General features: G+C 64.4%; 9 protein-coding genes. 1 reads left to right on the forward strand and 8 read right to left on the reverse strand.

Annotation, left to right across the window (positions count from 1 at the left end):
- Together AB4Z10_RS08915 and AB4Z10_RS08920 are read right to left on the reverse strand one after the other, a co-directional pair.
- Positions 1-4,581 (reverse strand): beta strand repeat-containing protein (locus AB4Z10_RS08915; RefSeq protein WP_441470042.1); only part of this gene is annotated, 4,581 nt, incomplete at its 3' end.
- 73 nt (positions 4,582-4,654) lie between these two features.
- On the reverse strand, positions 4,655-6,343 hold the full coding sequence (locus AB4Z10_RS08920; RefSeq protein ID WP_441470043.1) for a ShlB/FhaC/HecB family hemolysin secretion/activation protein: 1,689 nt from the start codon (positions 6,341-6,343) through the stop codon (positions 4,655-4,657).
- 442 nt (positions 6,344-6,785) lie between these two features.
- Here AB4Z10_RS08920 and AB4Z10_RS08925 point away from each other — a divergent pair, with 442 nt between their 5' ends.
- Positions 6,786-7,229, forward strand: a complete 444-nt coding sequence (locus tag AB4Z10_RS08925) for a hypothetical protein (protein WP_441470044.1) — start codon at positions 6,786-6,788, stop codon at positions 7,227-7,229.
- Between the two features lie 30 nt (positions 7,230-7,259).
- On the opposite strand, the gene AB4Z10_RS08930 is transcribed toward AB4Z10_RS08925, so the two are convergent.
- The 6 genes from AB4Z10_RS08930 to AB4Z10_RS08955 form a co-directional block, all read right to left on the reverse strand.
- Positions 7,260-8,075, reverse strand: coding sequence for a thioesterase domain-containing protein (locus AB4Z10_RS08930; RefSeq protein WP_441470045.1), 816 nt, complete (start codon positions 8,073-8,075; stop codon positions 7,260-7,262).
- A complete protein-coding gene (locus AB4Z10_RS08935) occupies positions 8,072-9,259 on the reverse strand; it encodes an NAD(P)-binding domain-containing protein (RefSeq protein ID WP_441470046.1) in 1,188 nt (395 codons plus the stop codon). Before AB4Z10_RS08935 ends, AB4Z10_RS08930 begins: the two co-directional genes overlap by 4 nt.
- A gap of 17 nt (positions 9,260-9,276) precedes the next feature.
- Positions 9,277-10,584, reverse strand: a complete 1,308-nt coding sequence (locus tag AB4Z10_RS08940; protein WP_441470047.1) for an ATP-grasp domain-containing protein — start codon at positions 10,582-10,584, stop codon at positions 9,277-9,279.
- A 794-nt stretch (positions 10,585-11,378) separates the two neighbouring features.
- The gene (locus AB4Z10_RS08945; RefSeq protein WP_441470048.1) at positions 11,379-11,882 is read right to left on the reverse strand and encodes a DsrE family protein; all 504 of its coding nucleotides are present in this window, start codon (positions 11,880-11,882) and stop codon (positions 11,379-11,381) included.
- Positions 11,883-11,910: 28 nt separating this feature from the next.
- Positions 11,911-12,540: a hypothetical protein gene (locus AB4Z10_RS08950; protein ID WP_441470049.1), complete on the reverse strand. Its 630-nt coding sequence runs from the start codon at positions 12,538-12,540 to the stop codon at positions 11,911-11,913.
- Positions 12,537-13,577 carry a TAXI family TRAP transporter solute-binding subunit gene (locus AB4Z10_RS08955; RefSeq protein WP_441470050.1) on the reverse strand — a complete coding sequence of 347 codons (1,041 nt, stop codon included), beginning with the start codon at positions 13,575-13,577 and terminating at the stop codon, positions 12,537-12,539. Before AB4Z10_RS08955 ends, AB4Z10_RS08950 begins: the two co-directional genes overlap by 4 nt.
- Between the last annotated feature and the right edge of the window lie 30 nt (positions 13,578-13,607).

The raw sequence follows: 13,607 nt of genomic DNA on the forward strand, positions 1-13,607 counted from the left end.
TCCCGTCAGCGTCACCGCCAGCGGGTTGATCGTCACCGTGCCACTGCCGCCGACCACGGTGTAGTTGCCGTCGCTGACCGACAGCCCCGCTGTGTTCAGCGCCTGCGCTCCCGCGCTGACATTCGCCGAGGCGACCGMCCCCGTCCCGGTCAGCCCGATCGAGGCCGCCGTTGCGCCGGAAACGCCGTTGGTGAGGGTCAGGCCACCCGCCGCAACGCTGGTGCCACCGCTATAGGTCTGCGATCCCGTCAGCGTCACCGCCAGCGGATTAACCGTCACCGTGCCGCTGCCGCCGGTCAGCGTGTAGTTGCTGTTGCTCAGCGACAGGCCGGCCAGTGAGGACATCGCCTCCGCACCGGCATTGGCCGAGGCCAGCGTGCCCGTCGGTGTGCCGCTGATCGTCAGCGTATCGCCGGCAATCTTGTTGCTCGCCGTCAGCGCCGCCGTGATCGCCGTCAGGCCGTTATAGGTCTGCGATCCCGTCAGCGTCACCGCCAGCGGGTTGACCGTCACCGTGCCGGTTCCGCCGACCAGCGTGTAGTTGCCGTTGCTCAGCGACAGACCCGCCAGCGACGACATCGCCTCCGGCCCGGCATTGGCCGAGGCCAGCGTGCCCGTCGGCGTGCCGCTGACCGTCAGCGTGTCGCCGGCAATCTTGTTGCTCGCCGTCAGTGCCGCCGTGATCGCCGTAAGGCCGTTATAGGTCTGCGATCCCGTCAGYGTCACCGCCAGCGGGTTGACCGTCACCGTGCCGCTGCCGCCGGTCAGCGTGTAGTTGCTGTTGCTCAGCGACAGGCCGGCCAGTGAGGACATCGCCTCCGCACCGGCATTGGCCGAAGCCAGCGTGCCGGTCGGTGTGCCGCTGATCGTCAGTGTATCGCCGGCCACCTTGTTGCTCGCCGTCAGTGCCGCCGTGATCGCCGTCAGGCCGTTATAGGTCTGCGATCCTGTGAGACTCACCGCCAGCGGGTTGATCGTCACCGTGCCACTGCCTCCGACCAGGGTGTAGTTGCCGTCGCTGACCGACAGCCCCGCTGTGTTCAGCGCCTGCGCTCCCGCGCTGACATTCGCCGAGGCGACCGACCCCGTCCCGGTCAGCCCGATCGAGGCGGCGGTTGCACCGGCTACGCCGTTGGTGAGGGCCAGGCCACCGGCCGCGACGCTGGTGCCACCATTATAAGTCTGCGACCCCGACAGCGTCACCGCCAGCGGGTTGACCGTGATCGTGCCGGTGCCGCCGGTCAGCGTGTAGTTGCCGTTGCTCAGCGACAGGCCGGCCAACGACGACATCGCCTCCGGCCCGGCATTGGCCGAGGCCAGCGTGCCGGTCGGTGTGCCGCTGACCGTCAGCGTGTCGCCGGCAATCTTGTTGCTCGCCGTCAGTGCCGCCGTGATCGCCGTCAGGCCGTTATAGGTCTGCGATCCCGTCAGTGTCACCGCCAGCGGGTTGACCGTCACCGTCCCGCTGCCGCCGGTCAGCGTGTAGTTGCTGTTGCTCAGCGACAGGCCCGACAGGTTCAGCGCCTGGGCTCCCGCGCTGACATTCGCCGAGGCGACCGACCCCGTCCCGGTGAGCCCGATCGAGGCGGCGGTTGCACCGGCTACGCCGTTGGTGAGGGTCAGGCCACCGGCCGCGACGCTGGTGCCGCCATTATAGGTCTGCGACCCCGACAGCGTCACCGCCAGTGGATTGACCGTCAAAAAGGTGGGGGTTTTGCCGTAGTTGACAATATAGCCGGAGGCGGTCCCTCCGCTGGCCGAAAGGAGGTAACTGCCTGCATCGGTCGATGTCGTCGTGCCCGACGCGCTACCGGTGCCCGCGACCGTTATCGACAGGCCGCTCAAGGTGACGAAGCTGCCTCCCGTCAGCGTCGTGCCGGCGAACGTCTCGGTATAGGCCGACGATGTCTGGTTGAGCGACGAAGCCGTGCCGTAGGTGGCGGTTTGCGCCGACAGGTTCACAGTAATGACCTTCGGCCCCAGGAACGGGTAGAATCCAGAAACGGCGCTCCAGATCGAACTGCTGAAGCCCGTCGGAAGCGAGCCGTTTTTCAGGGTCGCGGTAGTCAGGCCCGTTCCGGCGCCGGCGCCCACCGAGCTGATGCCGGAGGTCGTCATGTCCCAATATCCGTTGGTGGCCGTCCCGACACCATTCGTGGTGTCGTTCTCGCCGATCAAGCCGCCGCGATAACTGCTGGCACCGCCACTGACTGCCCCTGCGGCATAGGCGCTCGAAACCACGCCAGCATTGAGCCCGATCAGGCCACCGGTCGAACTGCCGGGGCCACCAGTCGTACCCGCGCCGCCGGTCCCGCCGCCGCCCGTGACTGCTCCTGTGGCATAGGCGTTCGTGATCGTGCCGACGCCGAAGCCAGCACTGTATCCATCGTTGTAGCCCACCAGGCCACCGACCCAGCTGCCGGTCACCGTGTCCGTGACGCTTCCGCTAGCGCGGACATTGCTCATCGTTCCCCAGTTATAACCGACCAAGCCCCCGACCATCCCACCGGTGGCAGTGCCGGTGACCGAGGTCGACGCAGAAGCGTTGAAGATCGTGCCCGAGCTCGTTCCCGCCAGCGCACCGACGCTGGTGCCAACCCCGCCAGCGATCACCGAACCACCGCTCAGAACGAGGTTCCGGACTGTGCCGGCCGAATTATTGGAAGCATCGCCGATCTGCCCGAACAAACCGACGACGCCCGAGCTGGGCGCGTTGATCGTCAGGTTGCTGATCGCGTTGCCCAAGCCATCGAAGGTGCCGAGAAAGCCACCAGCCGTCGAGGGGGAGATCACGCCATCGGTATAGGTATGGCCGCCGAGGTCGAGCGATCCGGCCAGAGCATATCGGCCCGACAAATTATTGTTGACGTTCACAAGGTCCGTGACCGAGTGGATCAGCGTATAGGCCGAGCCGTTGATCGTCAGCGTCGCGGAGCTGCCGAGCAGCTCGGCATTGCCGCCACCGAGGAAGTTCACTGCGCCGGCGCTGTTCGAGCCGCCGATCTGGTTATTGGCCGTCAGCACCAGCTTGCCGTTACCTGTCGCGGAAATCGACGAGACGATGTTGATGCTGTTATAGGCCGACAGGGTCAGCGTATTGGCGGTGCTCCAGCTGATCGGGGCGTAGACGTTGATATCGCCCAGCCCGGCGGATGTCGTGCCCGGTCCCGACGTCGTGGTCGCCGTCGTCTGCAACGTGACGTTCGCCGTTGCCAGATTGCCGTTGATCGTCGCGGCGGCGGCGGCGTCGACAGTGAGGTCGATGGGGTCAAGCAGCCACGATCCGGTCTTGCCTGCCGGCGCCGACGTGTCGATGCTCACCCCGGTGAAATCCAGGGCATGGCCGGATGTTTCGACCAATCCGCCATTGCCGCCATTCGGCCCACCTCTTGCGGTGATGAGGCCGCGAACGCTGGTCGCTCCCGTGGACCAAAGCACCACCTCGCCGCCGTTTCCGGCGCCGGTCGCATCGGCGCGGATCGTGGTCGCGGCATCCATCGTGACCGATCGGGCCTGCTGCAGCGTGCCGCTGCCCTGCGCGTCGCCGCCGATCTTGATCGTGCCGCCGCCCGTCTTGCCGGAGGCGTCGACGGTGGCTCCTTTCAGCTTGATCTGCTGCCCGGTCACGGTGACGGTGCCGCCGCCGTGACGACGCGAGCTCGCATCGACCCGCCCCGAGAGCTTGACGCGGCCGCCGTCGCCGCCGCCGATAACGATCGATCCGTTATGGCCGCCGATCGAGCGGGCCTGCACCAGCCCGGAGATATTGACCGCGTTGCGGGCCGCCTCGCGCGCCGTCGCGGCGCTGATGATGACGCTGCCGCCGTCGGCCACGATACTGCCGGCGTTCTTGATCAGAGCGCCTTTGGCCCCGGCGTTCGTCGGCATCGCGACCTGCAGGAACCCGTCGCCCGAGAAGTCGAGCGTCGCCTGCTCGCCGGAGCCGAGGCCGGCCTTGCCGAGTGGCACGCTGATGCTGCCGGAATTCGACACCGTGCCGCCGATCAGCGCCGCGTAGCCGCCCTTGGCCACCGTGATGCTTCCAGCGTTGCTGACCCCCGCCGACGCGCCGTTGCCGGTGAAGGTGCGTTTGCCAGTCATGAAGTCGCTGTCGGAAATACCGAGCGTTGAAGCGACGAAGCCGGCCGCGCTGACAACGCCATTTTTGGTGATGGCGATGCCGTTGGGGTTGACCAGATAGACCTGCCCATTGGCCGTGAGCGAGCCTGCGATCGTCGAAGGCGTGTTGCCGGTAATGCGATTGAGCATGGCGGACGACGCATTCGGCTGCACGATATTGACCGCACTGCCCTGCCCGATCGAAAAGCTCTGCCAGTTGACCACTGCACTCTGGCTCGATTGGGTGACGGTAAGCCGTGTCGCGGAGGGTTGCGCGATCGTCGCGCTGCCGGCAGCGACACTGCTCCCGGTCGGCAGACTTTGCGCGAATGCCGGGCTGATCAGAGCCGGGCGTGTCAGCGCGGTGGTCGCGAGCAGCAACGCCGCAATCGAGCCTTGGCGATACCGGCGGTAGCCGCGGCTGCGGGTCTGCGTCGAGGGGCGTTCGTCGATACGGCTCATCGCGAATGGCCTTTGTGAAAGTCGGTCCGCAGATCGCTCAATGTCATAACCAAGCTGGAACCAGTGTTGAGCGCTAGAACCTGAACGCCGAAACGACCGTGAAGCGATCGCCCGTTGGGACGCGGTCGCTGCGATGGGCGCGGCCGTATTCCAGCGTCAGCGATCCGTTCGACAAGGTGCCCGGAGCCGCGCCGCCAAGGCGCAAGCCGGCGCCGTAGGATGTGGCGCGGATCGAGGCCGCTTCCAGCGCGGTCGGATCCTGAAGCGTGACCTTGCCATAGGCGGCGAACACATAAGGCGTAGCGACCACGCCGATCGCGGATGTCGGCAGCGGCACGCTCCATGGCGAAGACAATTCGCCCCGGACCACGTAACCCTGATCGCCGGCGATCGAACCCGCATCCAGCGCCGACAGCCCGGTGGGGCTGGCAATGCCGATCTGCTCGCTCTGCGCCAGCGGCGCGCCGAACGAAGTCTGCGCCCGCGCCACGACATTGGCCACGAGATGCTCGGCCAGGGGCTGGATGTAGCCCAGCGTGATATCGAGCTTCTGGAACGTGGCGTCGGCGCCCTGTCGCGAGAGGGGAAGGATTGCCGAGGCGTCCGCCGCGCGGCGTGCGCCGAGCGCGTCGATACCGAACGAGGCTATGGCACGGCCGGAAATCGTCGCACCCCACGGGGTCAGCATGTCGCCGTCGCTGGCGAAACGCACGATCCGCAACCGATCTTCCCACAGCGGCACCCGGATGCCAGCAACCCACAGGCTTTGCGTCTCGTTCTGCGCGTCGAACCACAGTTCGCTGTTGAAATTGGCGGCCCGTCCGCGCAGCCAGGCGTAGCGCAGACGTAGCGACAGCCGGTCGAAGACGTCGGTGCTCTGTACTCCAGCGCCCCGCCGCGGCGCGGTCCGCGCATCCGTGTATTCGGCGTTGAAGGTCAGCCCGTCGAGCCACAGCGGCAGCACAAACCCGGCCGCCAGCGCGCGATTGCGCGGGTAGCGATCGAAGAAACCGTTGTCGCCACCGATCGGATAACCGCCGGCGCGCAGATAAACGAGCTCACCGAAGCCGGCGACGCTATTGAAGTCCAGTCCCAAGCCCGAGGTCGTGCGTCCGAGCGCTTGCGACAGCGTGTTGTCGAAGGTGAGCGTTGCGCCGACAGCCTGATAATTGCCGTCAATCACCAGCACCGCGGCACCGTCGACCTTGCCCGGCGCCAGCGTGGATCGCAAGATGACGCCGGGAGTATCGCCCGCCAGCAGCACGCGGCGCTCGATCTCCTGCAGTGTCAGTCCGCGTTGTTGCGTCAGCGGTCCGAGCAAGGTTTCGATACGCTGGCGCACGCGCTCCGGCACACCCTTGGCCTCGATCCGCTCGATAAAGCCGTCGACAACGACCAGCGACAATCGCGCGCCATCGACTAGCCGCTGCGGCGGCAGAATAACCCGCACCAGCACGTAGCCGAGCCTGGCATAGGCGGCCTCCAGATCGCGTGCCGCCGCGAACATGTCGGCGCCGGAAATCTTGTGCCCGGACAGCCTGGCTTCAAGATCGGCGGTCGCCGCCGCTAGCTGCGGAAAGCCGCCCTTGATGCTGACGCCGGACAATCGGACGAACAGTTTTTCCGCTCCCGCGGGCGTCTCCAATCCCGGTGCGCCGGAGAGCGCGAACCCACCCCGGTGGGTAAGAGCGGGGCGAAAACTCTCTGGCGTGATTTGGGACGCAGTCTGCGCAAACGCTGCGGACGGCAGCAGGGCCAGCACGGCAATTCCCAGGCCAGATCTGGCAATTCGAAGCATCGCGACTTACTCGAGGCCTGTCGGGGTCAACCCCACGCCAATCATCGCGATCGATCGCCGGCCGTGGGGGACAATCGTTCTACGGGAATTGGTCGGAGAACTGGCCTTTGCGTACGCGCGTCTCTTGGCGGGGATTGTGGCGGATTCGTCGGCCGAGCTCATCAGATGCTTTCGTTTCGCAATGCCGTTTCTGTAAAAATTCTCTAATAAATCCAATGATCCAGCGATGCGCAAAGAGAAAAATGAACGCCAAAACGCCAAAAAAACCCGGCGCGCGCACCGCCAGCGCAGTCGAAGTTGCATGGAATGTTACGTTACGCAATCTCTCTTTCAACAGCGCCGTCCGGGCACCTCGACCACGTCGTCGGGGGGGCTTGCCGACCGGAGCCCGAGGCCTGAGCGGAGCATGATTGAAGCGGCGCATCCGAAGGCGCATCGCACCATCACGAACCTGCTCGGAAAGGGCTGTTTTGCTGCGTTTCGGGCGAATAGAGGCTGGCTGAACTCCAAGTTCCAGACCGTCTGCGACGATGAAGGCCGCCCCATCGCCATGCCGCTCTCGGCGGGCAAGGTGGATGATCACAAGGGCGCGAGCTTCGTGATCGCTGCCCTGTCGCCGGCCAAAACACTCTTCGCCAACCGAGGCAATGACGAACCCCGGTTCCGCCCGGCACTCACAGCCATAGGCATCGCGCCCTGCACCACATCGAATCGAACCCGGAAAAACCCGTCTCCGTGGGACAAGGCGCTCTGCCGCCGGCGCCAACTCCATCGTTCGGCCACCGGCACTTCACGAAGAATGGTGGCCAACTGCCCACGCAATGCGGCCGCGCTAGGCTTGTTGAGGTAGAGCAGTTGCAGGCACCTTGGCCCTCATGTGTCAGTGAAGGGCCTGGTCTGCGTCGCTCCACTCCTCCGCCGCCGCGAGAAAGGCAGCACGCAACGCGGTGGCATTCTCGGCCTCGAACAGCGTTTCGTGGTTGCCGGGAATATCGATGATGCGGAGGTCGAGACAGCGTCTGCGCCAAAGATCATCGTTCGACACCGTGACACGCGTGCGCAGCAGAACTGCGGGCGCGCGCAGATGAGTGACGCGATCGTCCAGGTTTGGCATCCATGTGGCGGCGATGCGGATCAGGAGCCGCATGTTCAGCTCTTCTTCGAAAGCCGGATCGATCTTGCCGATCCGATGAAGCGGCGCAGAATAATCTCGCGCAAGCACGGGCAGTCCATCTCCGGCAAGGCGAAACAGGCCGCGCCAGGCGAGCTGCCGGGCGTGAAGCGCAAGCGCGCCAGGACGGCCGCGCCGGAGCAGATCGGCCGCATGGGAGACGAGGCGCGCTTTCCAGTGCACCGATCGCGCCGCCGTGATGGCTCCGGAATCGATGATGCACAAGCCCGCAACGGTGCGGCCGAGGCTCTCGAGACGGAGCGCGACTGCATAGGCGAAATGGCCGCCGATCGAAACGCCGAGCAGCACGACCGGCATCTGCGGGACACGATCCATGATCTCCGCCGCTAGATCTTCGACCAGGGCTTCTGCGGTGAGACCGGCATCGACATAGGTCTGCCAGGTTGGATAGCGCAGCGCGACGATGCGCTCCCGGTCCGACGCTTCGGCGCAGAACGGCGCACAGTCCGGCGCGTGGCCGCTCGCGCCCGGCAGGACGATGAGAGGCAGGCGCGCGGCGTTCATGCGCGGGCCACGGCGGTTCGGGACAATGCCGTCGCGATCGTGCGCGCGGTGTACTCGGCCCCGGCAACGAAGCGGAACACCGGGCCGAAGCTCATCGACGATGCCGGACCGACGAAGCGCAGGCCCGGGACGGAGGACTGGAAGGACGCATCGAGCCGTGGCGCGGAACCGTGCCGGGCAATGGCGCTGCGCAACTCGGACGCCAGAAACGGGATGCGCTCCACGTTCACCTCGTAGCCCGTGCCGGCGATCACCCGGTCGACGAGCAATTCGTGATCCTTCTGGTCCGCGCCGCGTCGCAAGCGGAGCGACACACGATTGCCAACCTCCCGCCCCTCGACGATCATGGTGTCGTGTTCGACCGGCACGAGTGCCTCGACCCGCTCGCGGAGCCACCACGCGCCCTCGGGTGGAAGGAAATTTTTCAGGACGAGCGGGCGCGCGCAGGCCGGGAGCCGGTGGAACGCGCCGGGCAGTTGCATCAGCGCCCATGCCTTCGGACTGCCACCCAGCGCGGAGATCGGCCAGCGGATTCGCTGCCAGGGCGTCGGCGTGCGGCTCCCTCGGTTCATCCACAGGGTCGACGGCTTGCGGATCAGTAATCGTGGCGACGCGCCGGCTTCGTGAAGCAGTGCGGCCGCCTCCAGGGCGGACTGGCCGGAGCCGATGACCGCGACCTCGAGGCCCTGGAAGGCGGCGAAGCTGTCGACTTTGGCGCTATGCGTGGCGACCGTTCCGGGCAGCGCCCGCAAGGCATGCGGCATCCTGGCGAAATTCGCGAGTCCCGTGGCGACGATGACGTCCGATGCCTCGACCTCGTCGCCATTGCTGAGCGTCAGGATGAAGCCCTGCTTCCGCCGGAAAACATTGGCGACGTCCACGGGCTCGATCCAGTCGACGTGCTTCTCCTGAAACCAGCGACCGTATGCAGCGAAATTCTCGATGGAACACGGCTCGAAGGTCTCCAGGCCGCGCGGCTCATTGTAGTCGGCGAAGGTTGAGCCCGGGCGCGGCGACGAGATGTTCGTCCCGAAGCAGTAGGATTTGAGATAGCGCCGCGGCCCGGCGCGGGCGATCTGGCTCCAGAAGGCCATGGGCTGGCCGAAAATCCGGTGCGCGACATTACGGGCCGCGAGATGGCTCGCGAGCGAGAGCCCGTAAGGTCCGCCGCCGATGATCGCCACGAGTTGCTTGCTCATCCTCACAACCCGCGCGCGACCAGGGGAGAGGACGGGAGCATGGTCCGCACGAACCGCGGCGCTGCCCGAAATCCGAGATAGATTTCGGACAGGATATGGATGATGCCCGGCATCGGATCGTTGCGATCTGAAGCGAAGTGGACCATCTGCGCGCGATTCTGCCTCGCCCAGCCTCGCCAATACGCAAGATCCTTGAGGCTTGCCCGCATGCAGAGCGTCTGCGCCAGCAAGATCGCATGGAGGGTGAAATTGTCACAGAACACGACCTTCTCGGCCGGGCTCTCATGCTGCGCCTCGGCAGCGAGCGCCCGCACGGCGTCGGTCTCGCCAAGCGCGTCCAGATAGGCCAGCATCGGCATAGGCAGCCCGCGTCGCAGGTCGAGGCCGATCTGGTTGAACAGGCGCGGGTTGAAATCGATGACCGCCCAGGCGCCGTCGTGCTGGATGAACTCGATCTCGAACAGGCCGAAGTAATCGAGCTCACGGCAGAGTCTATGGACCGCCCGCGACAATGCGGGATCGGCTGGGCACGACTCGTAGCACACGCCGACTCCCACCGGCCGCGAGCGCTGGAGAATCTTGGTCGAGCGCCGGGTCACGAACACATCCGCGCTGCGTCCGATGAAGCCCGAGATGGACACCACGCCTTCGCGCCCGATCTCGACGAATTTCTGGATCACCGGGCGCACCGCGTCGGGCGGGCGCGGTGTATCGTCGAAGCGATACCGCTCGCGGGCAAGGAAGCGTGGATATTCCGCCGCGAGCTCGTCCGGCGAATGCACGACCACGCCCTTGTCGTTTCGCAGGCGATGGACATGGGTCCGCGGCTTGATCAGGACCGGATAAGGCAGGCGCGGCGCCAGTTCGGCGAGCTCGTCCAGGTTCTGAGGATCCCAGCTCGGCAGGACCCCAACCCCGGCGATGGTTGCGGCCTGCTCGAGCAAAGCCTTGTCGAGGATGCGTTTGATCGTTTCGATCGACGGCTGATACAGGCGGAAATAGCGCGCGAGGAGCGAGGCGTTGGAGGTGTAAAGCCAGACCAACTCGTCGGAGGTCGGCAGCAACACCTGGCCGGGATCAGCCTTTCCGATCGCGAGCAGCCAATCGAGATAGCGCATGCTGTCGCTTTCGACCGGCCCCGCATAGCGGCGCCCGACACAGCGCGACCATCCGGCCGGGCAAAAGGGGTGATCGGCGACGACATTCACGCCAACGCCGTAGGCGGCGAAGTGGCGCAAGGCTGCGATCGTCCCCCCCGAGGACGCCGATCCCAACAGAACGGAAGGCCGTTTGAGAATGGGTTCGTCCATGCCAAGCCCCGATCTTATGGAAGCCATCTGGCCGCCGCAGACGACTCGCGGGAGTGAGCGACTACTTCTAGAAACGCGTCAGAATGCCGCAGTGACGCAATGTTCTCGGAATAATTTTGATTGGCTTGCGAGAGCTGAGGGGCCACACCTCCGTGGCGTGAAGCGTTGCGATGCTTGCGCTAGCCCATTGCTATCGGGCGGCGCCCAGAGCGGGAAAGGATCACGCGGCTGATTTGATAACGCCCTGACGACGAGAGCCGAGACTTCGTGCTGATCAAACGCGCAACCAGTTGCGCTTTGCGTACCAACACCAAGTCGGAGCCGTGTGCGAGACCTGACGCGCGCAGCAGCATCATAGAACCGGCGCTCTCCATTTTCGTTCAGGGGTAGAGCTGCCATCTTCACAGTCCGGCCACTTCTCGATTTCGCCGAAGATGAGTACGGATGCCAACTTTCGTTCACCTCCAACCAGGGTGCCATCCAGCGCCGGATATGTTGCGAACAATCTCGGCGGATACTCGCTGGGGACGCTTATCGTCCAGTTCTTGCGTACGGCGCCCGCGCGGCGGACCGCGACGCGAACGATCCTGTGGAGCATCATCGATCAGGGCCACTCCATGCGGGACGAGTTCCCGAACGGCGATATTCTCCACAGTCTCGCGGAAGAGAAGGCCGTATTTATGCCAGAGAAATCGGAAATTACTGGAATACATCAACATAACCTACCAATACCTCCCGCTTAATAGCAAAGCAAAACAATCCAAATTTTGCGACCACCATTTAAACAATAGGCGTCACGGCCTGACATAGGTCCAGCCTCTCTCTTGCAACTCCATAACGCGCACCACGCCGGATTTTACGACCGACGCCTCGGGGATGATAGGAACTTCCTTGTTCTCGGCCTTGCTCATATTCTCTTGAGTATTGCCGCAGGCTTTGAAGGAAATCGCTGGAGTGCTCGCTGCGATCGCCTTGATCCGCGCCTTAACCGGAGAGGTATCATCCCGAAGCATATGCAAGCCCGGACCGAAAGTGACGATCTCTATTTCTACCGGCTCTCCAATATCCTTGTAGTATTGCGCGACGTTCGTCGCATTGTTGAGCGCCAGGTTCATTGTTGCGGGCTCGTTGGAATTTACCTGTAGAATAAGGTGGTGGACTTTTGTCTCGGACGCGGGTCGCTTTGATGCCTGCGCAGTGGTCTGCTTCTTTTCCTGCGCCGCTGACGGCGGCACGGCGATGAGGAGCGCAGCGATGCCAACCAGTGCAGCCCGGGCGGTGTTCTTATAACCAATCATCACTGCTTCTCCCGTGTTGGTTCGAGGATTATCGGTTGTTTGGCTTGGCAACGACGTTCGGCCACTTGCACGCCGCGGCGACCTTGGCTCGCACGACCGCCAGTCCGGCTAGCGCAAACTGCCCTTCATAGGCAGTGCCGGTGCGGGGCACGAGGCGGACATAGAGGCCGGCTTCGTCAGGCAAGGAACGCAACAGCTGCACGACATCGGCCCTGAACGCGGCGCCAGAACCGAATGATGGCGCCGCTGCTGCGACTTGCAGCGGCTGAGCGTCATTGATGCGGTAGATGATGGTAGAGTCAGTGCTGCCACCGACCAGCGCCGGCCCTGAAACCGCCAATTCGGTTCGGCCGCTACGGCAATAGATCGACAGCCGCGTCAAGGTGCTCTCCGATCCACTGCTCGCAAACGTCGTCGCGGTGACGATGGGAGTATAGTCGATCGGCGAGGTCGTCTCGCTGACGATCCAGTTGTCTTCGCCAAGCGCCGGGCGGTCAATCGGCACTATGCTACGCGACAGCTTGTCCAGGCAGTCTAGCCGCGCAGCAGGCTCCATCACGGCGCAAGCGCGAAGATGCACCATCGGATCGGCCGCATCCTGCGCCAGCGCGACTCCGCAGGCGATCTCGAACGCGATGGATAGCGGGATCGCTTTCATCGCAGAGCCCGGGGTGCTCGCGGTTGACGATCCAACCATTCCTGCGCTGCCGGAAAGCGGTCGAGGCCGGGGACGGTGGCGGCCAGGTTGATCGACTTCCATTTCGCGTCGAAGCCGGGGGCCTGAAGCCTGTCGATACGCGAGAACAGCACATCCACAAAACGGGCGACGCGTTGATAGCGGTTGGTTTGCGCCGCCCAATTGAACGCGACGAGCGCGGTCGGCACCGCAATCGTCTGCACGCGCTCGCCTTGCTTGATCAACCCCGGATACTCGTTCGCCTCCAGCACGGCCGGAAGATAGTAATCCTCGAACTTGCTGTCGTATTTGACTGGAAGGAACTTGAAGCCGGGTTCGAAGCGCCCTCGCACGAACGCATCGACCGGCTTGGAGGTGATGAAGACGACCCCGGCGATCTCACCTTTGCGCATCTGCTCGAGCGCAAGCTGATGAGGGATGAATGTCTTTTCCGCGTTGATGCCGAGCCGGCTGAAGATCAGCGGCCCCGAATATGCGGCAGCGGTTCCCTGCGTGTTGAAGTTCACCTTCTTCCCGGCGAGATCCTCCAGGCTCTGGATCTCGGGCCGAACGAAGATATGCAGCTCCGACGGGAAGAGGTTGAGGATGTAGGTGATCCGACGCCGGATCTGGGGCAGTTGCGCCTTGTATTCTTCCAGTGCGTCGGAATTGATGATCGCCGTATCAACGCCACGCAGGTAGAGCAGCGAGTTCAGATTCTCGGTGGCGCCCCGCGTAACGATCGGCAGGACAAGCAAATTCGGTCCATCATCGACGACGCGAGCCATCTCCGCCGCGAGACGAAGGGGCGCTCCTTCTATCAAGCCGGCGGCAAGGCCGACGGTCCAGGCGTTCATCTTCTCCTGTTCCGTCGCCTGCGCTGAGGTGCGACGCGCCGAGGTCGTGGTCTGGGCCTCAACTTTGGCTGTCTGCGCGGACAGATCAGCCGGCTGGAGCCCCGGGGCAAGCGCTATCAAAGCCGTCAGCAGGAGCAGGCTTTTTCTGGGGAACCGTGTCATCCTCGAACTCCCTCGCAAGGCACCAAAATC

This window comes from Allobosea sp. RAF48, assembly GCF_052114025.1.
Taxonomy (GTDB): domain Bacteria; phylum Pseudomonadota; class Alphaproteobacteria; order Rhizobiales; family Beijerinckiaceae; genus Allobosea.

Bases quoted from the DNA above. Each gene is read 5' to 3' on its own strand.
- AB4Z10_RS08925 (WP_441470044.1), top strand. From the start codon at position 6,786: ATGATTGAAGCGGCGCATCCGAAGGCGCATCGCACCATCACGAACCTG.
- AB4Z10_RS08930 (WP_441470045.1), bottom strand. From the start codon at position 8,075: ATGAACGCCGCGCGCCTGCCTCTCATCGTCCTGCCGGGCGCGAGCGGC.
- AB4Z10_RS08940 (WP_441470047.1), bottom strand. From the start codon at position 10,584: ATGGACGAACCCATTCTCAAACGGCCTTCCGTTCTGTTGGGATCGGCG.
- AB4Z10_RS08945 (WP_441470048.1), bottom strand. From the start codon at position 11,882: ATGATTGGTTATAAGAACACCGCCCGGGCTGCACTGGTTGGCATCGCT.
- AB4Z10_RS08950 (WP_441470049.1), bottom strand. From the start codon at position 12,540: ATGAAAGCGATCCCGCTATCCATCGCGTTCGAGATCGCCTGCGGAGTC.
- AB4Z10_RS08955 (WP_441470050.1), bottom strand. From the start codon at position 13,577: ATGACACGGTTCCCCAGAAAAAGCCTGCTCCTGCTGACGGCTTTGATA.